Source organism: Actinoplanes sp. NBRC 101535 (genome assembly GCF_030269225.1).
Lineage (GTDB): Bacteria > Actinomycetota > Actinomycetes > Mycobacteriales > Micromonosporaceae > Actinoplanes > Actinoplanes rectilineatus.
Genome location: NZ_BSSY01000008.1, coordinates 15,047 through 37,846, shown reverse-complemented (window position 1 = coordinate 37,846; position 22,800 = coordinate 15,047). Strand labels below are relative to the sequence as shown.

Here is a 22,800-nt window from a genome sequence, read left to right as displayed (position 1 = left end):
CGGATCCTACAAACACGCGTGATCGCCGCGGCGCTGCCGGTTCGGTCACGTGATGCTGAACTCGGCCAGGCGCAGGCCGGGCGAGGGCACCAGGTAGACGTCGTGACGTCCGGTCACCGGGGCGATCGGGGCGCTCACGGAGGCGTACTCATGAACGGACGTGGTGTCCGCAAGCGTCAGCGTGCCGAGAAGCCTGCCCCGCGCCGAGCCGATCCGGACCTCCACGGTTCCCGCACCGGCGGCGCGAGCCCGGAAGGTGGTCCCGCCGCGCAGCGCGGCATCCTTGAAGGCGATCCACCCGCCGGCCTTCGTGCTGGTCACCGCGGTGCCGCGACGCTTGGTCTCATCGACCAGATCAATATCGTGGTACGCGTCGAAGGTCTCCCCTCGCGTCAGAGGTGCGAGGTCCCGAGCGGGTATCCGTTCTCCACGCACCGTCATCGCGGCGCGGACACGGATGTCTGCGGACGACGGACCGGCCAGCACGTCGTGCACTGACGACTCGACCACCCAGCGTTGCCGGGTCACGTCCCAGCGGGCCAGGTCGGCCGCCGCCAGACCGAAGGTGACCGTGGTGCTGCGGCCCGGCGCGAGGTGCACCTTGCGGAACCCGCGCAGCTGCTTGACCGGTGTGACGTCGCGTGACGTGCGCTGATGTGTGTAGAGCTGGACCACCTCGTCGCCGGCCCGCGTCCCGGTGTTGGTGACGGTCACCCGCACCCGGCCGTCGCCGACCTGCGGCGTCCCGTAACGGAACGTGGTGTACGACAGCCCGTGCCCGAACGGATAGAGAGGCTTGTCGGTGTCGTAGAGATAGGTCTGCCCACTCTTGATGATGTCGTACTGAAGGAGATCCGCCGGGAGCTGCGACACCGAGGAGTACCAGGTCTGGGTCAGCCGTCCGGACGGGTTGACCGCCCCGTAGAGCACATCGGCGACACCGTGACCGGTCTCGGCCCCCGCGTGCGTGGTCCACAGGATGCCCGGCACGTGCCGCTGCGCCCAGGTGATGGCCTGCGGGTAGCTGCTCTGCAGCACCACCACGGTCCGCGGGTTGGCCGCCCGCACCGCCCGGATCAGCGCCTCCTGACGGGCGCCGAGGTCGAGCGTGGCGCGGTCGTGCACCTCGCGGCCCGCGACGAACGGGTTCGTGCCGACCACGACCACGGCGGTGGACGCCTTCCGGGCGGTGGCGGCGGCCGCGGCCACCCCGTCGACCAGCAGTTCCCGGCTGAACCGGGCCGCACCGGCGGCGGTCGCGGAACCCAGCGTGAGGTTCCCGTCGGCGCCCACGGTCACGTAGTGGTTCGCGCCGAACCAGGACTCCTGCGTCTCGTACCCGGCGTAGTTCAGCACGACCGTGCCGTCGCCCTGGTCCTCGATCCGGAACTGCTGCTGGACGAACCAGCCGCCCGGCTCGTCGGCGTTAGCCCGGAACGGCCCCCAGTCGTAGGAGACCAGCTTGCCGGTGGAGACGCTGCGCAGCGTGGACACGCCGTCGCCCCAGTCCTCGCTGTCGAACTGCGCGGCGGCGACCGGGGTGTCCGCGGTCACGCCGAGCGCCGTCTCCCCCACGGTCACGTACCGGCCGGTCGCGACGTCGCGCAGCGCGATCCGGTCCGCCCCGCCGGCCGTGGTGACCGTGGCCGCCCGCTCGGCGATCGCATCCCGGGTCGAGACACGGTACGGCAGTCGTCCCCCGTACCAGTCGGTGTGCACCTTCTCGGCGAGCGGACCGACCACCGCGACCGTACCGCCGGGCTTGAGAGGCAGCAGGCCGTCGTTCTTGAGCAGCACGGCGGCCTCCCCTGCGGCCTCCCGGGCCAGCGCCCGGTGCTCCGGACTGTCGATCACCGCCGGGGTGATGCCCGCGTGCGGACCGCCGTCCGGGTCGAACTCGCCGAGCCGGAACCGGATGCTCAGCGCGTTGCCGACCGACTCGTCGATCTCCGCCTCGGTGAGCAGTCCCCGGTCCAGGGCCTGCCGGACGGCGGTGATCGTCGGCTGGGCGTCGGTGTCGTTCACGGTGAAACTGTCCAGACCGGCCTGGAGCACCGCCGCGTCCGCCTCGGCCTGCGTCGGGAAGTACGCCTGCGAGCCGGTCAGGTTGGTCGGCGCCCACGCGTCGCTGACGTTGAACAGCCGCCGGTCGCTCCAGGTCGGCAGCAGCTCACCGAGATCCGGGTCGACGGTGGCCGGCCGCCCGTTGATCAGGTTGTAGGAGGCCATCACCCCGGTCGCCGCGTCGTTCTCCAGCGCGATCCGGAAGGGTGCACGGTCGTACTCGTTCAGGACGCGCTGCGGCACGTTGGACGAGGTCACGTCCCGTTTGGCCTCGTTGTTGTACGCCGCGTAGTGCTTGAGCGTCGGCGCGACCAACAGATGATCGGGGTCGTCGCCCTGCAACCCGTGCCCGTACGCGGTGGCCATCGCCCCGGTGAGCAGCGGATCCTCCGAGTACCCCTCCTCGTTGCGCCCCCACCGCGGATCGCGCAGCGGGTTCACCACCGGCGCCCAGGCGTTCAGCCCCCAGACCACCGGGTCCTGCGCGTGCAGCCCGCGCAGCTCGTCGCCGACGGCCGCGCCGACCCGCTGGACCAGGGCCGGGTCCCAGGTGCTCGCCAGGCCCACCGCCTGCGGGAACACCGTCGCGGTGGCGTCGACCTTGGTGTTCGTCCGGTGGTCGTTGGACCAGGCCACCCCGTGCAGCGCCTCGGTGCCGGTCTTGAACAGGCCGATGCCGAGGCGCGGGATCGCCGGCTGGTACTGGTGCAGCATCGCGATCTTCTCGTCCAGGGTGAGCCGGCCGACCAGGTCCTCGATCCGCGTCTCCAGCGGCAGGGCCGGGTCCCGGAACGGCGGCTCGGCGGGTGCCGCCCCGATGAGCAGGGGCGCGATCAGCAGAAGCACGGCGGGTATTCGCACGGGGTCTTCCTTTCTCGGGGCGCGTTTGTCCACCGTTCGTCGAAGCGCTTCGACGAACGGTTGTCACGATGAGTCCAGAAAGGGTTGCGGTGGGGTCACCATAGATTGCCGCTGATGCGGGCGGCAACCATCTGTCGCAGCTTCCCGGAAATCACGCGGTAACACTTCTCCACGCTTCTCCCGGCGGGACGGGGCAGAATGGGCGCGTGCGACTGATCGTGATCGGCGGCGACGCGGCCGGAATGTCCGCGGCCGCCCAGGCCCGCAAACGCCGCAAACGCGACGACCTCGAGATCCTCGCGTTCGAGCGGGGCGACTGGACGTCCTACTCGGCGTGCGGCATCCCCTACTGGATCGGCGACCTCGTCGACGGGCCGGACGCCCTGGTCGCCCGCACCCCGGCGGCCTTCCGCGAGCAGGACATCGACGTGCGCACCGGCCACGACGTGATCGGCATCGACCTGGACGCCCGCACGGTCACCGTCCGCGACCTGGCCGCCGGCCGCGAATTCCGGGAGGGGTTCGACGAACTGGTGTACGCGGCCGGCGCGACCCCGGTCCGGCCCGGCTGGGCCGAGACCGAGGCGGACGGCGTCTTCGGCGTGCAAACCCTCGGCGACGGCACCACCCTGCGCGGCTGGCTGGATGCCGACCCGAAGCCGACGACCGCGGTGGTGATCGGCGGCGGCTACATCGGCGTCGAGATGGCCGAGGCCCTGCACCGGCGGGGCCTCGCCGTCACCCTGGTGGAACGCTCCGCCCAGCCGATGGGCACCGTCGACGAGGACATGGGCGCGCTGATCGCCGACGCCATCCGCAAGATCGGCATCGACCTGCGCACCGGGATCACGGTCCAGGGCCTGGACACCGCCGGGGGCCGGGTGCGTGCGGTGGTCACCGACGACGGCCCGCTGCCGGCCGACGTCGTGGTGCTCGGTCTGGGCGTACGCCCGAACACCGCGCTCGCCGCCGCCGCGGGCCTCCCGCTCGGCACCCACGACGGTCTCGTCCCCGACGTGCGCCAGCGGGTCACCGACGGCGTCTGGGCGGCCGGTGACTGCACCGAGGTGCTGCACCGGATCACCGGGAGGCACGTGCACATCCCGCTCGGCACCCACGCCAACAAGCAGGGCCGCGTCGCCGGCATCAACATCGGCGGCGGCTACGCCACGTTCCCCGGCGTCCTCGGCACCGCCGTCACCAAGATCTGCGACGTGGAGGTGGCGCGCACCGGCCTGTCCACGACGGAGGCGACCGCCGCCGGCTACCGTTTCGTCACCGCCACCGTCGAGTCGACGAACCGGGCCGGCTACTTCCCCGGCGCCGTCCCGATGACCGTCAAGATCCTCGCCGAACAGGACACCGGCATCCTGCTGGGCGCCCAGATCGTCGGCAAGACCGAGGCGGCGAAACGCATCGACGCGTTCGCGGTGGCCTTGTGGAACCGGATGACCGTCACCGACATGACGGCGCTCGACCTGGGCTATGCGCCCCCGTTCGCCCCGGTCTGGGATCCGGTGCTGATCGCCGCCCGCAAGGCCGCCGACGCCCTCTGACCGCACGCGAGAACCGGTCGAAGCATCCGCGGCCGAGGTCCAGGAGGTGGCTGTCCGCCGTCAGCTCGTCATGACCGGAAGCCTCGCCCGGAACAGGTGCCACTCCCTGTCACCTACTGCTGGAAATCTTGGTTCTGCGCCGGTCACCACGGCGTCAACCCCAGCTTCCGCGGATCTCAAGGAGTCACCCATGGCCATCACCACCACCCCGCACCTGAACTTCCGCGGCGACGCGCGGGCGGCGCTGGAGTTCTACCGGTCGGTGTTCGGCGGGCACCTCACCGTCGTCGCGTACGGCGACTTCGGCATGCCGAAGGAGGCGCCCGACGCCGACAAGGTCGTCTTCGGTCAGGTCACGGCCGACAACGGGTTCCGCATCATGGCGTACGACGTACCCGGCCAGAGCCCCGCGGCCGCGCCGGCCGCGGCCACCACCCGCGAGCACGGCATGACCCTGACCGGCGAGCGGTCCTTCGTCTCCGTCCGCGGCGAGACCGCCGAGGAGGTCAGCGTGTTGTGGGACAAGCTGGCCGACGGCGCCGCGATCGTCGAGGAGTTCGGCCCCTCGCCGTGGGGGCCGGGCTTCGGCATGCTCACCGACCGGTTCGGCGTCACCTGGATCCTCGACGTCGCCGTGGCCTACGCCGGCTGACACCGCGCACCGACACGGTGTCCGGCGATCGCCGGTACGAGAGTGCGCGGTTCCGTGTCCCCGGCCGGCGGGGGGCACGGCCCGCGGGTGGGTCTGTCAGTCGCGGGCGGCCAGGTGGACGAGGACCACCGGGGTCTCCTGGCCGGACCAGCACGCGGTCAGGATGCCCTCGTTGGCGTCGTCGACGGCGACCGTCGGGATGCGGTTGACCGTCAGGAGCAGGGTGTCGGTCTCGATGACGGTGGGCTCGCCGTCGCGGTGGGCGGTCAGCGACGCCGGCGCCGGCACCTCCGCGCCGCTGCCGACCAGCCGCAGGTCGGGGTCGCGGGAGTCGCCGTTCTCGAACTCCTCGGTCGCCTGGTTGCCGGCGTCACGGATCACCCGGGCCAGTTCGACGACGTAGACCGGGTCGCCGGTGGCGTCGTACACCCAGCGCTTGCCGAGCACGCTGTGCTCGGTGGTGCCCACCAGGAACGCGTCGGCCCCGGCCAGCGGCGCGCCCCGGTAGGTCAGCGGCACGTGCAGGGTGGGGCCGTCGCCGGCGCGGACCAGCAGCGTCTCGATGCCGACCTCGCCCGCCGGGTCGTCGAAGCGGGCCGCCGCCACCCGGGTGATCTCGCCGCCCGCCGGGCCGTCGAACCAGGGGCGGGTGGGCAGCCAGGAGGAGAGGAGCTCGAGCTTCGTGGGGGTGATCGTCGCCTTGTGGAGGAGAGCCATGACCCGCAGCCTAGTGGCGCACCGCCCCTTGTACCGGCCGCCGCAGCACCCCCGGGACGCCATGTTTCACAGGCATGTCGGGCCGGGGGGTGACACTACCGTGACCAGGGCCGGGAAGGCTCGCGAGCATGCGGACATTACGACATCCAGCGGTGTGGTCAGTTCCCGTCGCCGCGCTGCTCGTCGTCGTGCTGATGCCGGTCAACGACGCGTTCTACGAGTTCTGGATCAACTACGACCCGCAGGGGGACGGCCAGCAGTGGGAGTGGGGCTTCGCGACCGACCTGATGCGCGGCACCTCCGGCGTGCTGTGCGGCCATTTCGTGGCGTTCGCCGCGGGGCTGGCCGCCGCCCGCCGGCACCGGCACCGGGTCGCTCTCGGTCTGTCCGTGCTGCTCGGCACGGTGATGGCGCTGGTCGCGGGGCTGGTGCTGTGGTTGCGCGGTGAGCGGGTCGGGGCGGTCGCCGAGCAGGTGTGGCGGTCGGCCGGGGTGGCCGGCGACGGGCCGCCGGTCGGCACGCTGCTGCTCGCCCTGGCGGTGGCCTTCCCGCTGTACGCGGCGGCCGGGGCCGGCCTGGGTGCGGCGTTCGGCCGACGGGTCTCCCGGCACACGGTGGTCACGGCCGGTGTGCTCACCGGGATCGGGTGGACCGTCGTGACGCTGGCCGGCCTGCTGCAGAACGACGATCGGGGCTTCCCGGCGGTGCTGCTCTGGCTGATCCCGCCGCTGGCCGCGGCGACCGCCGTCGGGCTGGGCTGCCTGTCGCTGGACGCCTGGAGTGTGCCGCCGGTGGTGACCGGTGACTGGGGTGACCAGGCGATCACGGCGCTGCTGGTGGGCCTGACCGTCTTCGCGCTGATCCTCAACGTGCTGGCGGTCCGGGCGCCCGCCGGGGAGCGGCCGGTGCCGACGGATGCCGGATAGCTCAGCAACCTCACAGGCCTCACCAGCCACCGCCGAGGACCGGCCCGCGGGCCGTCGCTGACCGGCCGCCACAGCCGGCCGGCGTCCGCTGTGGACGCCGGAATCCGGCCGGGACGGGATCGGAGTCGCGCCCGCGGCAGCGGGCGCGAGCCGGCAGTGGCTCGCGCCCGGGACAGACATGAATGGAACGGGTAGCGCGTACCCCCTGATGGGTCTTTAAAGCCCCATGTCCTTGGCGATGATCATCTTCATGACCTCGGACGTGCCGCCGTAGATCCGGTTGACGCGGTTGTCGGCGTAGAGGCGCGCGATCGGGTACTCGTTGATGAACCCGTAGCCACCGTGCAGCTGCAGGCAGCGGTCGATGACCCGGTGCGCGACCTCGGTGCAGAACAGCTTCGCCGAGGCGGCCTCCGCCGCCGTCAGCTCGCCGGCGTCCAGGGCCTCCAGGGCGCGGTCGGCGACGGCCTGCGCGGCGTCCACCTCGGCCTGGCAGGCGGCCAGTTCGAACTTGGTGTTCTGGAACGAGGCGACCGGCTGGCCGAACACCTTGCGCTCCCGGGTGTACTCGGTCGCGAACCGCACCGCGGCCGCGGCCTGCGCGTAGGCGCCGTAGGCGATGCCCAGGCGCTCCTGCGGCAGGTTCTGCCCGAGGTAGGAGAAGCCCTTGTTCTCCTCGCCGAGCAGGTCCTCGACCGGCACCTTCACGTCGGAGAAGGCGAGTTCCGCGGTGTCGGAGGTCTTCAGGCCGAGTTTGTCGAGCTTGCGGCCGACCGAGTAGCCGGGCGACGTGGTGTCGACGACCAGCAGGGAGATGCCGAAGCGGCGGTCGTCGGGCTTGGCCGGCGACGTCCGCGCACAGACGATCACCCGGTCGGCGAGCACCCCGCCGGTGATGAACGTCTTGGCGCCGTTCAGCACGTAATGCGTACCGTCCTCGGACAGCTTGGCCGTCGTGCTCATCCCGGCCAGGTCACTGCCGGTGCCGGGCTCGGTCATCGCGATCGCGAACATCGTGTCACCGGCCACGAAGCCCGGCAGCCAGCGCTGCTTCTGCTCCTCGGTGCCGAGCTTCAGCAGGTACGGCAGGCAGAGCGCGACGTGCACGCCGGAACCGCCGAAACTGACGCCCGCCCGGGACGCCTCCTCGTACTGGATGGCGGCGAACTTGAACGAGGCGATGCCGGCGCCGCCGTACTCCTCGGGGACCTCGATGCCGAAGAGTCCCAGTTCGGCGAGCTTCTTGTAGAAATCGCGCGGCACTTCACCGGCCGCGAACCACTCGTCGTAGCGGGGGACCACCTCGGCCTCGATGAACTCCCGCAGGGTCTGCCGGAAGGCCTCGTGGTCCTCGTTGAAAATCGTGCGGCGCATATCGACGTTCCTTACAAATCTAGAGACGGCGTCCGCCGTCGACGTAAAGGGTCTGGCCGGTGACGAACGACGCGGCGTCGGAGGCCAGGAACGCGACCACGCGCGCCACGTCCTCGGGCCGGCCGACCCGCCGCAACGGGGTGATCTCGGCGGCTTTCGCACGCATCTCGGTGGCCGAGATCCCCACCCGGGCGGCGGTCGCGTCGGTCATCTCGGTGACGATGAAGCCGGGCGCCACCGCGTTCACGTTGATGTTGAAAGGACCCAACTCCATCGCCAGGGTCCGGGTCAAGCCCTGGATGCCCGCCTTCGCCGCGGCGTAGTTGGCCTGACCGCGATTGCCCAGCGCGGACACGCTCGACGTGTTCACGATCCTCCCGGATCGCTGCGGGACCATGTGGCGCTGCGCGGCGCGGCTGCACAGGAAGGCGCCGCGCAGGTGCACGCTCAGGACGATGTCCCAGTCCGCGGCGGACATCTTGTGCAGCAGGTTGTCCCGCAGCACCCCGGCGTTGTTGACCAGGACGTCGAGTCTGCCGAGGTCGGCCGCCACCTTGTCGACGACGGCGTCGACCTGGGCCTCGTCGGCGACGTCGCAGCCGAACGCGACCGCGGTGCCGCCGCCGGCGGTGATCCGGTCGACCGTTTCTGCACATGCCGCCTCGTCCAGGTCGAGGACGGCGACGGTGGCGCCCTCGCGGGCGAACTGGAGGGCGGTGGCCGCGCCGATGCCTCGCGCGGCGCCGGTGACGACAGCAACCCGGCTCATGCTGGATCCCCTAATCTCAGAAGGCGCTGATCCCGGTCAGCGCGCGGCCGATGAGCAGTTTCTGGATCTGGCTGGTTCCCTCGTACAGCGTGGTGACCCGGGCGTCGCGCAGTGCCTTGCCGACCGGGAACTCGTCGACGTATCCGTATCCGCCGAACACCTGGACGGCCTGATTGGCGGCCTTGACGGCGGCCTCAGTGGCGAACAGCTTGGCCATCGACGCCTCGGTGCGGAACGGCCGTCTCCGGTCGACCAGATCGGCGGCCCGCCAGACCAGCAGACGCGCCGCGTCGGTCTCCACGGCGATGTCGGTGAGCATCTCCTGGACCAGCTGGTGCGCCGCGATCGGTTTGCCGAACTGGGTGCGCTGCGTGGCATACCCGATCGCCGCCTCGAGGCAGCCGCGGGCCAGCCCGACCGAACCGGCCGCCACCGCGATCCGCCCCTTGTCCAGCGCGCTCATCGCAATGGTGAAACCGGCACCCTCGCCGCCGAGCCGGTCGGTGTCGCTCACGCGTACATCCTCGAAGGTCAATGCGGCGGTGGCCTGGCCGCGCAGGCCGAGCTTTCCCTTGATCTCGCGCCGGCCGAGGCCGGGCGCGTCGGCCGGAACCAGGAAAGCGGTGATGCCTTTCGGTCCCGCTTCCTTTCCGGTACGCGCGAAGCACAGCACCAGTCCGGCCCAGGTCCCGTTGGTGATGAAGATCTTCTCGCCGTTGAGGATCCAGTCGTCCCCGTCGCGAACCGCCCGCATGGTCAGGTTGCCCGCGTCGGAACCGGTGCCCGGTTCGGTGAGCGCGAAACAGCCGAGCGTCGCGCCCGAGGTGAGCCCGGGGAGCCAGCGGACCTGCTGATCCTCGGTGCCGTGCGCCTGGATGCTCTTGGCGACCAGGCCGAGGCTCACCGAGACGATGCCGCGAACCGAGGTGTCGCCGCGGCCCAGCTCCTCCATCATCAGGCAGTAGCTGAGGAAGTCCCCGCCCGAGCCGCCGAGCTCCTCGTCGATCCCGAGGCCGAGGAAGCCCAGCTCACCGAGCTGCCCGACGATCTTCAGGTCGACGTGCTCGGCACGGTCCCACTCGGCGGCGTGCGGCACCACCTCGCGGTCGACCCAGTCCCGGGCGAGCGTGCGGAACTGCTCCTGCTCCGGCGTCAGGCTGAGATCCACGGCGGCTCCCCGGGCTTTAATTGAACGCTGTCAGGTTTTCTCGTCGGCAGGTTAACCTAACGGCGTTAGTCTTCTCAACGGGGAGTTTTCGTGGCCAGACCCAGCACCCCACTGCTCAGCCGGTCCGGCCTGCGCGCCGCCGCCCTGGCGATCATCGACGCGGAGGGCCTCGACGGCCTGAGCATGCGAAAACTGGCCGCCGCGCTGTCGGTGAGCGCCCCCGCGCTGTACTTCCACTACCCGACGAAGGAACACCTGCTCGACGACATGGCCACCGAGATCATGGCGACGGTCGACGTGACCGCCTTCGCGATCGGCTGGCGCGAGGGCCTGCTCGGCTGGGCCCGCTCCTACCGGGCGGCGCTCGCCGCCCACCCGAACTTCGTGCCGTTCCTGGCGCAGGGCCCCGGCCAGCGTGAGGTCTCCCTGCAGCGGGCGGACGCCATCCACGGCGGCCTGGTCGCGGCCGGCTGGCCCCCGCGCGAGGCGACGATGATCGGCGCCTCGACGAAATACCTGGTGGTGGGGGCGGCGATGGGCTCGTTCTCGCAGGGGTTCGTCGACGACGTGCAGGTCTATCTCGACCGCTATCCGCACCTGGCCGACGCGCACCGCCTGCGGGAGCATGCCGAGGCGGTCGACCGGGACAGTTTCGAGTTCGCACTGACGACGTTCGTCGATGGTCTGGCCGCGCGTCTCGGGCATTAGAGCGTCCAACTGTAAGGCCGTTCCCCCGCCGATGATTGGTACCGTCGGCGCGGCCATCACCATTCCATCTCGTCGGGTTTCTTCGGGGGAACACATGAGACGTTTCGCGATCGCTCTCGCCACGATGGCGGCCCTTTTCGTGGCGCCGGCCCCGGCCTCCGCCGCGGAGGACTACTGGCACTCGACCCTGAACTGGCGCAGCACGAAATGCCTGGAACAGGTCTGGGTGAGCGGCGCCGAGACGACGGACGTACAGGTCGCCACGTGCACCGGTGGCGACAGCCAGCTGTGGGCGTCCACCCGGGTCGGCACCGGATACGTCGTCGTGACCATCAAGAACAAGAGTGGCAAGTGCCTGGAACAGAGTTATGTGGACGGCGCCGAGACGACGACCGTCAAGGTGGCAGAATGCACCGGCGCCACCAATCAGCAGTGGGAGATCTACCAGGCGGAATACTACGTCACCGGCTATTTCCTGAAGAACATCAACAGCGGGAAACGGCTACAGCAGAACTACGTCAACGACGTCGCGACGCCGACGGTGAACGTCGCCGCCGCCAACGTCTGGGGCGACTACCGCAACCAGATCTGGCGCTGAGAGCGGACCGGCCGGAAAGGCGGCACCGCACGCGCGGTGCCGTCAACCGATCCCGTGCCGGCGCCGGTGCTCGGCCGGCGCGGCGCCGGCGCCGTACAGCAGAATCGCCATCTCGGCGGCATCCATGTAGTCGAGGTCGGTGTCGTCAGCCAGACCCGCGTCGCGGCTGCCGCCCAGGAAAGCAGCAAGACTTCGCGACAGCGCGACCACCCACGTCCGCTGGTCGCGTCGTCCCCGCTCCTCCAGGCTCCGGATGGCCGGAGCCTGGGTACCCTGGTCGAAGGCTCTCAGAACAAGATCGAAGAAAGCGGTGTTCTCCGTACGGTTCTCGCCACCGGCACGGCGATAGTCCAGATAGTCGCCGATCGCCCGCCTGCGCGCGGCAGCGGCGGCGTCACGGTTTCCGGCGGACCTCTCGAGACTCTCCCACAATGCCCACACCGTCCACGGCTGAGCATGGGCACCGAACGGCTCCACACAGACTGCCGCCCGCTGGAGCTCAGGCCGGGCTTCGTCGAGACGGCCCAGCACGATGAGTGTCTCCGCCAGGTTGTTGCGGGCGATCCCCTCGGACAGGAGATCGCCCTGCTGCCCGCTGATATCGATCCCACGCCGGTAGAAAGCCACGGCATCGTCAGGCCGGCCCATGTAGTTGTAGAGGCCTCCCAGTTCGGTCAGCGCCGAAACCTGATTGGAGAGATCCTTCTGTCGCACCGCCATCGCCAGGGCGTCGCGATAGGCGTCCTCGCTCTCCTCGAATCGTCCGGCCTTCCGGTGCACCATGCCGATCTGGTGCATCGCCGGGAGCGCGATGGACTCATCACCCAGTTCACGACCGACATCACGGGCATCGTGATAGGCGCGCAGCGCCTTGTCGAGGTTCCCCTGCAAGAGGTGCACGGTTCCGAGTCGATAGCTGGCCACCGTCCGTACCCGGACGTCACCGGAGGCCACCGCCAACGCGATGGCACTCTCGCATGCCTTCGTTGCTTCTTGAAAGCGGCCCAGATCGCACAGGCATGCACCGATCTCCGCCAAGGTCGTCGTCACGTTCCTCGCTGCCTCCTCATCCCCGGCAGCGGCCAGATGCCGAAAGCACGATTCCGCTTTCAGCAGCGTGATCAGTCCAGCATCGGGCGAACCGGCGGCATGTTGTGCCGTTCCCAGCATCGCCTGGGCCTGTGCCGTGTCGAAGGCGGCGTCCTCGTATGCGTCATCACCCGCCGCGATACATCGGGAGAGGACCTGCTGAAATCCAAGCAGCGCTCCGGCATCATCGCCCTGGACAGACATCACATTCGCCCGGGACGACTCGTCCACGAACCGGGCATGTGACCACTCGCCCAGGCGACTCGCCGCCTGCCTGCGGATTCCGGCAGCACGGGCAGCGGCGTGGGCGCGTCCCAGATCCTTCATCAGGGTCTCCACCTGCGAGGCGAGAAGAACGACGTCCTCGGGCGGCCGGACCTTCTGCAGCTGGTCGAGCATGGACAGCAGGTGGGGGACCTCCAGCGCGGCGAGCCGTGCCGCTTTCGCCGCGTTCTGGTAACGGTCGACGTAAAGCAACGCCGTCACGGTCTCCATCGCCTCGGCCCACTGTCCGCGGAGCAGCTCGGCACGCTCGGTGTCCAGCCCGTCCATCAAGTAGGGCGCCAACCCCGGGTCCAACCGGAGGTACCCCTCCTCCGCAGACTCGGCCAGCCCGACCTTGACCAGATCAAACGCGAGACGGGCGCATTCCCGGGGCTCGAGGCCCGTCAGTGCCTTCAGAACCACGAAATCGGTCCCGCCGGGGCAGACGGCCAGGACGGCGGCGTGGGTACGGGAGCCGGGTGGGAGCCTGCGCAGCGACAGCTCGACGCTCGCGTAGAGCGAGTTCTCCCGGTCGCCGGGATGCCGTCGTTCCAGGCTGACCATCACCTCGTGCAGGTCGGCCGTCGCCGCGGTCACCCCGGCGCGGGCCACCTCCGGGGCCAGCAGGACCAGGGCCCGCGCGTGCCGGCCGACCGCCTCCACCAGGTCGGCGATCTGTTGCGGGGTCTCGCCGGCGTCCTGTTCCGGCGGGACCAGCCCCTGCTGCTTCAGGACCTGGCCGACCAGCTCGATCGCGGACGCGGAGTCCAGGGCGCCGAGGGCCCGCTCCGGACGGTCGAACGGCGCCGGCAACGACTCCCGGGTGGTGAACAGCAGGCGGGTGCCGTCGCCGGCCGCCACCAGGGTCTCGCACAGCGCGAAGATCGGGCCGGGTTCGCCCAGCAACGCGGACTCGCAGTTGTCGACCACCAGGATCGTCGGCCGGTTGCGGAGGGCGCGTTCGACGGGCTGCAGAGCCTCGGTCAGGTCGTCAAACTCCGCGACCGAGTAGCGCGGGCCGGCCAGTTGGCTGCCGATCGTGTCCAGGACGGCCCGGTCGTCGCAGTGGTGTTCCAGGCTCACGAAGGCGGCCTGCCCGAACCGGCCGGTCCGGACCAGCCAGCGGGCCAGTTCGGCGGCGAGGGTGGTCTTGCCCTGGCCGCCGGTGCCGCGGACCACCGCCCACGACGACCGGGTCAGCAGGCGTTCCAGGGCGAGCAGGTCCCGGCTGCGGCCGTGGAACCGGTGGCCCGGCGGTTCGGGCAGCGCGCCCAGGCTGAACCGGCGCCGTCGGCGTTGCTGCTCCCGGACGTCGCCCGGCGCGATCCTGGTGATCAGTTGCGGGTCGTGTTCCTCCTGGTAGAGCACCGGCACGAACCAGTCCTGCAGCCGCAGTTCCCCGGCGCCGCGGACCCGGCCGCGGACCGGGTCCGCGTGGAGCGCCTGCTGCCCGGCCAGCATCGCCGTGCCCACCCGGGCACCCCGGGCCAGCGCGGCGTAGAACGCGTGCACGAAACGCCGGGCGGTCTCGACCAGCACGCTGTGGCTCATCGCGACGACCGAGGTGACACCCTCGTTCAGCAGCCGGGCCGCCACCGACGCGGTCGGGTCGTTCTCCGCGGTGGCGCTCTGGCAGGCTTCCAGGAAGACCAGGGGGATCCGGTGCCGCCGGACCAGCCCGGCCAGCCGGTCGGCGTCCACCACCTCGAGCAGGGACGGGTCGGTGGCCGCCTCGAAGCACAGGCCGCCCAGCCCGATCCGCCGGTCGTAGACGCCGTGGCCGTCGAAGTGGACCACGTCGAACGGCCGACCCTGATCGCCGTCGCCCAGGGCCTGTTCCAGAGCGGCGTAGCTGGGTTGCGGCAGCACCGTCAACCGTGCCAGATCACCGAGTTCCTCCACCGCCTCGACGAGCGGCCTGGCACTGGAGCGGTGATCGAGGTAGCTGACCCGGCCGCCGCGGCCGTCGTGTTCCGGGCGGGGGCTGACCAGCAGGATCCGGACCGGCAGTGCGGCCGGGCGGGCCGGGGCGACCTCACGGTTGGGCAACCGGCGGCGGACCCGGACCGCGTCCCGGCCCTGGAACAGCCAGCCACGCTCGTCGTGCAGCAGCTCCCAAGGCAGGGTGAGCAGCACGGTGGCGGCCTCCCGGGCGGACGCCTGCGCCTGCGTCGACGCGGATCCCGTGGGCAGGTCGCCGTCGACCATCACCGAGAACCGGCGGTCGGCGCCGTCCGCCGCGGTCTGCCAGGCGGTCAGCGCCGCCCGGGCCGCCGGATCACCCAGTGCGGCGGTGTGCAGGGCGCGGCCCCAGACCGGCAGCCGCTCCTGGATCTCCTCGGCCCGCCGCCGGAACACCCCGGCCGGCCAGCGGTAGTAGCTCTGCAGGTACCACGCCAGATCGTCCGCGGCGATCGAGTCCCAGGGCGCGGTGAGGACGAACCGGCGGCTCTCCACGTGGCGTGCCCCGCGGGCGGCCGGTTCGTAGATCAGCGTGGCCGTCGCCCGGACCCGCCGCCGTCCGCCGGCCTCCTCGAACGTGGGGTCGGTCAGTTTCAGGACCAGTTCCTCGACCGGTTTCGTCCCGGCTTCGCGGAACGGTGGTGCGTCGTCGGGGAGCCGCCTGCCCAGTGCGGCGAGGATCCGCGGTGCGGCGGCGCTCAGCCCGCCCGGCCCACGGTCCACCTCGATCGCGACGGGCTCCTCCGGGAACCACATCGTCAGGGCCGCGGGGGTGATACCGGGGAGCAGCAACGGGATGACCGGCCGGCCCACGGCCAGGGCGGAGGTGATCTCACGGCGTACCCATGGCGAGTTGATCGTGGCGGGGCTCAGGACCGCCACGACGTGGGCGGCGTCCCGGATGGCGGCCTCGATCTCCGGTGCCAGGCGACTGCCGCCGCGCAGTTCCCGCGAGTCCACCCAGACCGGGATCCGGCAGTCCTCCAGCAGGATACGCAGTTCCGCGACGAACGTGTCATCGGCGGAGGCGTGCGAGACGAAGACCGGGGCGGGGAGCGTCACCGGTCCACTGTGATGCGGCGCCGCCCGGCGCGGCAACCCGTCAGGCGGGTTTCCAGCCGAGCGCCGGGCCCAGCTTCGTGGCCATGTCGGTGAGGATCTGGACGTAGTCGTCGTGCTCGAAGGTGAACGGCAGCGCGAACGCCACCTCCTCCACCTCCCGGAACGCCACGTGCGCGGCCAGCTGCTCGGCGATCTCGGCGGACGTGCCGACGACGTCCGGGGCGAACATCATCCGCGCCGGCCCCTGCGGCTCCCGGGTGCGGGGCAGGCGTTTCTCCGCGTACGCCGCATAGCGGGCCCGCTGCTCCGGCGTGGCGCTGTCGGTGGGGATCACGACGAGGCCCTGGGAGATCCGGCCGGCCGGGTTGGCCTCGCGGTACGCGCGGATGTGCGACAGCTGGATCTCGGCGAAATCCGTCGACTCCTCGGCCTTCACCACGCTGCTGGTCAGGAAGTTCATGCCGTTCTCACCGGCCCACCGGGCCGATCGCAGGCTGCCGCCGCCGTACCACATGCGCGACGCGAGGCCGGGCGAGTGCGGCTGGACACGGCCGGAGAACTGCTCGAATCCGAGGGTGCCGGAGAAGTCGGAGACCTGCTCGCCACGGACGGCGGCCAGCAGCCGGGTCACCCGCTGGTAGCTGAAGTCCTCGGCGTCGGCGGTGTCCGGGTAGAGCGCGTCGCGGACCGTCGCGTAGTTCATCGGCGGGCCCACGCTCACCCCCGGGTTGATGCGCCCGCCGGACAGGATGTCCACGGTCGCCAGGTCCTCGGCGAGGCGCAGCGGGTTCTCCCAGCCGAGCGGGGTCACCGCCGTGCCCAGTTCGATCCGGCTGGTCCGCTGGGACGCCGCGGCCATCACCGCCACCGGTGACGAGATGCCGAACTGCAGGTGCCGGTGCCGCAGCCAGGCGCTGTCGAAGCCGAGCCGCTCCCCCAGCGAGATGATCTCCAGGGTGGACTCGTGGCCACGGCGGGGATCCGCCTCGTCGAACAGCCCGATGGTGAGGAATCCCAGCTTGCGCAGCATGTCTCACACCCTAGTCCCGGCAATCCCTGCCGATGGCATAGGAGTTACCAAGACCACGCCCGGACCAGCCGCCGAACCCCGTCGTCGAGCAGTTCGGGCGGCGCCGCGGCGTAGGTGAGCCGCAGGAACTCCCCCGGTGGTTCCGCCGCGAACCACGGCCGCCCCGGGAACACCACCACGCCGGCCGCGGCAGCCGCGGTGACCAGGGCGGCTTCGTCGACACCGGACGGCAGCCGCACCCAGAGGTGGAACCCGCCCCGCGGCACCACCGCGGGCACCAGCGTCGGCAGGTGCCGGCCCAGCGCCGTGAGCAGCGCGTCCCGCCGCTCGCGCAGCGCCGACCGTAGCGCCCGCCGGTGGCGCGGCCACACCGGGGACGTCACGAACTCCAGGGCCGCCCGCTGCAACGGCCCGGCCACGAAGAAGTCGTCGAGCACCCGGGCCGACCGCAGTCGCTGCCCGGCCGCCCCGCGAGCGCCGAGCGCGGCCACCCGCAGTCCGGGCGCCACCGCCTTGGTCAGCGAGCGCAGGTACATCACGTGGCCGTCGACGTCGGCGGTCACCAGCGGCGGCGCGGGTTCCCCGTCGATGGTGAGGTCCCGCGCGTAGTCGTCCTCGATCACGAACGCCCCGGCGACGCGGGCGGCGTCCAGCACGGCGGCGCGGCGACCCGCGGCGAGGACGGCACCGGACGGGTTCGCGTACAGCGGCTGGCAGTAGAACAGCCGGGCGCCGGTGCGTGCGAAGGCCGCGGCGAGCAGCTCGGGGCGTACCCCATCATGGTCGGCCGGAACCGGCACCACCCGGCGGCCTGCCGCCCGGGCCGCGGCCAGCACCCCCAGGTAGGTCGGCGATTCGACCAGGACGGGCTCGCCGGGCGCGGTCAGCGCCCGGATCGCGGTGGTGAGCGCGGCCTGACCGCCGGGGCAGATCACCATGTCCTCGGCGCGCAGCAGGCCACCGCTCTCCCGGGCGAACCAGGAGCGCAGGTCGGGATGTCCGGCGACGTCGCCGCGGTCCCAGCTCGCCGGATGCCGGGCGGCCCGGGCGAGGGCGCCGGCGAGCGCCGCGGTCGGTTGCAGAACCGCATCGAGGTAGCCGCCGGACAGCGGGATCGCCCCGGGCGGCGGCACCGCGAGCAGCGCCTGCAGGGCTTCCTCGCCGTCCGGCCGGGCGCCGAGCGCCACCGTCTGCCAGTCGAGATCCGGCACGCCGGTGCCGCGCGGCGCGGTCGCCGCGAACAGTCCACGACCGGGGACCGCCTCGATCACACCCTCGGCGGTGAGCTGCCGGGTCGCCCGGGCCACGGTCGCCGGCGACACCCGGTGCCGGCTGATCAACTCGCGGACCGAGGGCAGCCGGGATCCCGGCCCGGCCGCCGCCGCGCGCCGCAGATCGTGGATAACGCGAGCGCTTGCGTTATCGTCATTCATGAGAGCACAGAGTAACGTCATCGGCGGAAATGCGGTAACGGGCACCGCCCTGGGAGCGCTCGGCGTGCTGGCGTTCAGCCTGTCCCTGCCGGCAACCCGGGCCGCCGTCGCCGACCTCGACCCCTGGTTCACCGCCTTCGGCCGGGCCGTCGGAGCCGGCCTTCTGGCCCTCGTCTACCTGGGGATTCGCCGAGCATCGCGCCCCACGAAAGAACAGTGGCGGCGCCTGACGGTGGTCGCCCTGGGCGTCGTCGTGGGGTTCCCGCTGTTCACCTCGCTGGCCCTCACCGTGCAGCCCGCCGCCCACGGCGCAATCGTCGTCGCGTTACTGCCCGGCATCACCGCGGTGTTCGCCGTGCTTCGCGGCAGGGAACATCCACCGGTCCTCTTCTGGGCCGCCGCGGGCGTCGGCGTGGTCACCGTGCTCGGCTTCACCGCCCTCCGCACCACCCCGACCGGCACCGGATCATCGTGGGCGGACCTGTCGCTCTTCGCGGCGGTCCTTCTCTGCGGTCTGGGGTACGCGGAAGGCGGCGTCCTCGCCCGGACCATGGGCGGCGCCGTCACGATCTGCTGGGCCCTGATCCTCGCCCTGCCGCTGACGACGGCCGCCACGGTCGCCGCGATGCTCCACCGGCCACCGGTGGACGCCACCCCGCGGGCCTGGCTCGGTTTCGGGTACCTGACCGTCGTCTCGATGTTCCTGGGGTTCGTCGCCTGGTACGCCGGACTGGCCCGCGGCGGCATCGCCCGGGTCGGCCAGGTCCAGCTGGCCCAGCCGCTGCTGACCCTGCTCTGGTCGGCGCTGCTGCTCGGCGAGCACGTCACCTGGCACGCCGCCGCGGTCGCCGTCGCCGTGCTGGCGTGCGTGGCGGCCACCCAGCGCGCGAAGAGCACCGGTGCCGCCGTGCCACCCGAGACCGATCCCGCACCGGCCCTGACCAGCCGTTGATACACCACCGGTGCCCCGCCGTGCCACCCGAGACCGATCCGGCCCCGGCCCCGGCCCTGACCAGCCGTTGATACGCCACCGGTGCCCCTGCCGGAGAAGACCTTCTCCGGTGTGCGGTTCGCGCCGGCCCTGTCCGCCGCGGCGGCCGTAGAGAACAACGTCCGCGACCAGCCGGCCTCGGGTCGCGACGTGAAGCACCCGCCACCACCGACGACGATGCCGAACATGCCGCCCCGCTGACGGGGAATCGCCGTAACCTGGGCGGATGCCGAGCGCGCACCACGCCGCACCGTCATCCGCCCGCGGCCGCGCGGTCCTGCCCGCCGCCGGTCTCACCGCCGCCGTCGTCGCTCTCGGGGCCCTCGCCGGCCTCACCCGCGGCGACGCGACGGACCACTCCGGCCGGGCCGCCGGGGCCGTACCGCCGGCTGCGGTAACCCCGTCGGCGACCGCGCCGGCCGTGGCCGCGGCGCCGGGTACGCGCCGGGCCGTCGCCGACCCGCCGGACGGCCTGCCGACGATCACCTATCTGAAGGGTCCACGGGGCCTGCCCGCCGACCCGGACCCGCACACGCTGACCACCCCCGCCGAGGCGGTCCGGCTCACCCGCCGGATGGTGCTGTACGACGCCCCCGGCGGCCGTGCCCGCGCCTACCTGCCGCCGCGGATCAGTGGCCTGCCGGTCGTCGCACCGATCGTGGCCCGCCAGAACGGCTGGGTCGCCGTGCTGGCGCCGACCGCGAACCGGCGGATCGGCTGGCTCCCGGACCGCGGATGGCGGCCCGAACCCCTGCGCGACCACCTGATCGTCGACCTGTCGTCGCGGAGGCTCACCTGGACCCGTGACGGCGTGCAGCGGCAGTCCTGGCAGGTGTCGGTCGGCTCGTCCGCCACGCCGACACCGAGCGGGCGGACGTTCGTGCTGGGCCGCACCGGCACCGAGGGCACCGTCTACGCCGGTCTCGACGCGCTGGTGCTGGCCTCGGTGCCGGAACGCCCGGAGAACCTGTCGTCCGCGCTGCGCAAGGCACACACCGGCATTCACGCCTGGTCGCGGCGCGGCGCGTTCGGCCGCGGCATCTCCAACGGATGTGTCCGGATGCCGGCGAAGGCCCAGCGCACCCTGCTGAAGCAGATCACGCCCGGCACCCCGGTCACCGTGGTCGCCTAGACACGTACCACCCGTCGGCTGATCATGGTGCACCGCAGCCGGGCCATGCTGCGCGGGGCACCGCCGCCCACCGCACACCGCGGCGACGACCCACCCTGCGCACTGCGCGGCGACGAGCCGCCCTGCGCACTGCGCGGCGACGAGCCGCCCTGCACGCTGCGCGGCGACGACCCGCCCTGCACGCTGCGCTGCGTGGCCAGGCCCAGCCGCAGATGCGCCCGCGGGGCCGGAACGTCCCGCAGCATCTCCTTACGGACCTCGTCGAGCAGGTCCGGCATCGGCATCCCGAGGGCCCGGCAGATCGCCGCCAGCACCTCCGACGACGCCTCCTTGGTGCCGCGTTCCACCTCGGACAGGTAGGGCAGCGACACACCGGCCGCACCCGCGACCTGCCGCAGGGTCCGGCCCTGACGCTGGCGTACCCGCCGCAGAACCGCCCCGATCACCCTGCGCAACAGCGCCATGCCGCCTCCCAGCGAAAGTCCGTGCCGACCCCGCCATCATCGCGCCTGATGGCCAGCGGAAGCCAACGGTGCTACGGTTACGGCATTCCGGCCCCCGGATGCCGGCAGCTCCTGCCACCCCCGGGCCGCGCACCACCTCATCACCTTCGCTCCCTGGGCAGCGCACTCTTCGCGCACCCCGGAGCAACCCCACTCTTGCTGGAGGACCAGTGAACACCTCGGTACCCCGTACCCAAAAAGAAGATCGACCCCTCGAAGCCCTGCTGGACCACAACGTCCTGCGCGTCGACGGCTACCTGCCGTCCCCCGGCGACATCCCGGTCAGCGCCGCCGAGATCCGGCGCCACCGTCTGCGCCCCGGCGACCTGATCACCGGCGTCGCCCAGGCGAACGGCCGCCTGCGGGTGGACACCGTCAACGGGCGCCCGCCCGGCCCGCGCACCGACTTCTACCAGCAGACCTCCATCCACCCGCGGGACCGCCTGCGCCTGGAGACCGAACCGCACCTGCTCACCACCCGCATGATCGACCTGCTGATGCCGATCGGCAAAGGACAACGCGCCCTGATCGTCGCCCCGCCGAAAGCCGGCAAGACCACCGTGCTGCAGCAGGTCGCCGACGCGATCGCCCAGAACCATCCGGAATGCCACCTGATGGTGGTACTCGTCGACGAACGCCCGGAGGAGGTCACCGACATGCGGCGCTCGGTCAAGGGCGAGGTGGTCGCGGCCACCTTCGACCGCCCACCCCAGGAACACGCCGCCGTCGCCGACCTCGCCGTCGAACGGGCCAAACGCCTCGCCGAACAGGGCGAAGACGTGGTCCTGCTGCTCGACTCGCTGACCCGCCTGGCCCGCGCCCACAACCTGATCGCCCCCGGTCGCGGCCGCACCCTCTCCGGCGGGCTCGACGCGTCCGCGCTCTATCCGCCGAAACGTCTGCTCGGCGCCGCCCGCGCCCTCGAAGGCGGCGGTTCGCTGACCATCGTCGCGACCGCGCTCGTCGAGAACGGCTCCGGCATGGACACGCTCATCTTCGAAGAACTCAAGAGCACCGGCAACGCCGAACTCAAACTGGACCGTCGCCTCGCCGAATCACGAATCTTCCCGGCCATCGACGTGAGCAGCACCGGCACCCGCCACGACGAACTCCTGCTGAACCCCGGCGAGATGACCGTCATCGGTCAGATGCGGCACGCGCTCACCGGCCAGGACCCGGCCGCCTGCCTCGCCCGCCTGCTGACGCAACTGCGGACCACCCCCGGCAACACGGCCTTCCTGCAGAGGGTCAAGGCCTCTCTGGGGTACGCGTAAAGTACTCCCGCTCGAGCCGCTCCACGTCCCGTTTCGCATCCGCCAGCGACACCCCGGTCCGCTCCCGATAGACCTTGATCGCCTGAATCCTGTCGCCCGTGACGAGCAGCCCCACCACCTCGGGATACTCCGCTTCCGGCTCGACGATCCCCAGATGCCGCATGATCGTGTCAAGTTTGCGGTCGACGACCATCAGACGCCGGTCGAGCCGTTGCCTGGCCCGCTGCCGACCACTCACGGCGAGCATGACGAGCCCCACCGCCAAGAACAGCTGCGCCACCGCCGTCACCCACGACACCGCGCCCATCTCGTGCTCCTCCCCCGGTCGTGGAGCCTCACGCTCAGGCTATCCTGCGGCACTGGGGGACGTATACCGTGGTCAGCGAGTTGCTCGCCGCGATGCCCGGCGGACGGACCCACCTGGTTGCGCCCGGTCGACGGCGACTCGCGGATCGCCGCGGTCGGAGGCTGGCGTCGGCGCACTCCATCCGTTCATGGTGAGCGGCCCCTCCGAACGCTGCACACCCGAGTGCCGCACTCCCGCACTCCCGCACTCCCGCACTCCCGCACTCCCGCACTCCCGCACTCCCGCACTCCCGCACTCCCGCACTCCCGCACTCCCGCACTCCCGCACTCCCGCACTCCCGCACTCCCGCACTCCCGCACT

Annotated in this window: 19 protein-coding genes; 9 read left to right on the top strand and 10 right to left on the bottom strand. The window is 71.6% G+C overall.

Features of this window, described 5'->3' with window-relative positions; all coding sequences use genetic code 11:
- Positions 1-45: 45 nt before the first annotated feature.
- Positions 46-2,925: a glycoside hydrolase family 3 protein gene (locus QSK32_RS22585; RefSeq protein ID WP_502872546.1), complete on the bottom strand. Its 2,880-nt coding sequence runs from the start codon at positions 2,923-2,925 to the stop codon at positions 46-48.
- Positions 2,926-3,131: 206 nt separating this feature from the next.
- On the opposite strand from QSK32_RS22585, the gene QSK32_RS22580 reads away from it, so the two are divergent.
- The gene (locus QSK32_RS22580; RefSeq protein ID WP_285473071.1) at positions 3,132-4,481 is read left to right on the top strand and encodes an FAD-dependent oxidoreductase; all 1,350 of its coding nucleotides are present in this window, start codon (positions 3,132-3,134) and stop codon (positions 4,479-4,481) included.
- 190 nt (positions 4,482-4,671) lie between these two features.
- The gene (locus QSK32_RS22575; protein WP_285473070.1) at positions 4,672-5,133 is read left to right on the top strand and encodes a VOC family protein; all 462 of its coding nucleotides are present in this window, start codon (positions 4,672-4,674) and stop codon (positions 5,131-5,133) included.
- A 96-nt stretch (positions 5,134-5,229) separates the two neighbouring features.
- On the opposite strand, the gene QSK32_RS22570 is transcribed toward QSK32_RS22575, so the two are convergent.
- On the bottom strand, positions 5,230-5,850 hold the full coding sequence (locus tag QSK32_RS22570) for a CG0192-related protein (protein WP_285473069.1): 621 nt from the start codon (positions 5,848-5,850) through the stop codon (positions 5,230-5,232).
- 152 nt (positions 5,851-6,002) lie between these two features.
- Between QSK32_RS22570 and QSK32_RS22565 the strand changes: the two genes are divergently transcribed.
- A complete protein-coding gene (locus tag QSK32_RS22565; RefSeq protein WP_285473068.1) occupies positions 6,003-6,776 on the top strand; it encodes a hypothetical protein in 774 nt (257 codons plus the stop codon).
- Between the two features lie 216 nt (positions 6,777-6,992).
- Here QSK32_RS22565 and QSK32_RS22560 read toward each other — a convergent pair whose 3' ends face one another.
- From QSK32_RS22560 to QSK32_RS22550, 3 genes are read right to left on the bottom strand one after another with little or no spacing between them, the layout of a single operon-like run.
- A complete protein-coding gene (locus tag QSK32_RS22560; protein WP_045746233.1) occupies positions 6,993-8,150 on the bottom strand; it encodes an acyl-CoA dehydrogenase family protein in 1,158 nt (385 codons plus the stop codon).
- Positions 8,151-8,169: 19 nt separating this feature from the next.
- Complete coding sequence (gene fabG, locus QSK32_RS22555) at positions 8,170-8,919, bottom strand: 3-oxoacyl-ACP reductase FabG (RefSeq protein WP_045746234.1); 750 nt, start codon at positions 8,917-8,919, stop codon at positions 8,170-8,172.
- A 16-nt stretch (positions 8,920-8,935) separates the two neighbouring features.
- Positions 8,936-10,087 (bottom strand): acyl-CoA dehydrogenase family protein, encoded by a 1,152-nt coding sequence (locus QSK32_RS22550; protein ID WP_285473067.1) that lies wholly within the window; start codon positions 10,085-10,087, stop codon positions 8,936-8,938.
- A 90-nt stretch (positions 10,088-10,177) separates the two neighbouring features.
- On the opposite strand from QSK32_RS22550, the gene QSK32_RS22545 reads away from it, so the two are divergent.
- Positions 10,178-10,795 (top strand): TetR/AcrR family transcriptional regulator, encoded by a 618-nt coding sequence (locus QSK32_RS22545; RefSeq protein WP_045746236.1) that lies wholly within the window; start codon positions 10,178-10,180, stop codon positions 10,793-10,795.
- A 94-nt stretch (positions 10,796-10,889) separates the two neighbouring features.
- Positions 10,890-11,393, top strand: a complete 504-nt coding sequence (locus QSK32_RS22540) for an RICIN domain-containing protein (RefSeq protein ID WP_045746237.1) — start codon at positions 10,890-10,892, stop codon at positions 11,391-11,393.
- Positions 11,394-11,435: 42 nt separating this feature from the next.
- On the opposite strand, the gene QSK32_RS22535 is transcribed toward QSK32_RS22540, so the two are convergent.
- Genes QSK32_RS22535 through QSK32_RS22525 form a run of 3 tightly spaced genes read right to left on the bottom strand, consistent with a single transcriptional unit; the run spans position 11,436 to position 18,233 of the window.
- On the bottom strand, positions 11,436-15,770 hold the full coding sequence (locus tag QSK32_RS22535; protein ID WP_285473066.1) for a tetratricopeptide repeat protein: 4,335 nt from the start codon (positions 15,768-15,770) through the stop codon (positions 11,436-11,438).
- A gap of 40 nt (positions 15,771-15,810) precedes the next feature.
- Entirely contained in the window at positions 15,811-16,800 is a 990-nt protein-coding gene (locus QSK32_RS22530; protein WP_045746238.1) for an LLM class flavin-dependent oxidoreductase, read from the bottom strand.
- 44 nt (positions 16,801-16,844) lie between these two features.
- Entirely contained in the window at positions 16,845-18,233 is a 1,389-nt protein-coding gene (locus tag QSK32_RS22525) for an aminotransferase-like domain-containing protein (RefSeq protein ID WP_285473065.1), read from the bottom strand.
- Between QSK32_RS22525 and QSK32_RS22520 the strand changes: the two genes are divergently transcribed.
- The 3 genes from QSK32_RS22520 (at position 18,232) to QSK32_RS22510 (ending at position 20,356) form a co-directional block, all read left to right on the top strand.
- Positions 18,232-19,185: a DMT family transporter gene (locus tag QSK32_RS22520; RefSeq protein WP_285473064.1), complete on the top strand. Its 954-nt coding sequence runs from the start codon at positions 18,232-18,234 to the stop codon at positions 19,183-19,185. The genes QSK32_RS22525 and QSK32_RS22520 overlap by 2 nt on opposite strands.
- Before the next feature lie 81 nt (positions 19,186-19,266).
- The gene (locus tag QSK32_RS22515; RefSeq protein ID WP_285473063.1) at positions 19,267-19,425 is read left to right on the top strand and encodes a hypothetical protein; all 159 of its coding nucleotides are present in this window, start codon (positions 19,267-19,269) and stop codon (positions 19,423-19,425) included.
- A gap of 25 nt (positions 19,426-19,450) precedes the next feature.
- Positions 19,451-20,356 carry a L,D-transpeptidase gene (locus tag QSK32_RS22510; RefSeq protein ID WP_285473062.1) on the top strand — a complete coding sequence of 302 codons (906 nt, stop codon included), beginning with the start codon at positions 19,451-19,453 and terminating at the stop codon, positions 20,354-20,356.
- On the opposite strand, the gene QSK32_RS45530 is transcribed toward QSK32_RS22510, so the two are convergent.
- On the bottom strand, positions 20,353-20,820 hold the full coding sequence (locus tag QSK32_RS45530; protein ID WP_353050984.1) for a helix-turn-helix domain-containing protein: 468 nt from the start codon (positions 20,818-20,820) through the stop codon (positions 20,353-20,355). The genes QSK32_RS22510 and QSK32_RS45530 overlap by 4 nt on opposite strands.
- Before the next feature lie 209 nt (positions 20,821-21,029).
- Here QSK32_RS45530 and rho point away from each other — a divergent pair, with 209 nt between their 5' ends.
- On the top strand, positions 21,030-22,133 hold the full coding sequence (rho, locus tag QSK32_RS22500; RefSeq protein WP_045746241.1) for a transcription termination factor Rho: 1,104 nt from the start codon (positions 21,030-21,032) through the stop codon (positions 22,131-22,133).
- Here rho and QSK32_RS22495 read toward each other — a convergent pair.
- The gene (locus QSK32_RS22495) at positions 22,108-22,440 is read right to left on the bottom strand and encodes a hypothetical protein (protein WP_045746242.1); all 333 of its coding nucleotides are present in this window, start codon (positions 22,438-22,440) and stop codon (positions 22,108-22,110) included. The two genes, rho and QSK32_RS22495, sit on opposite strands and share 26 nt — an antisense overlap.
- Positions 22,441-22,800: the final 360 nt, after the last annotated feature.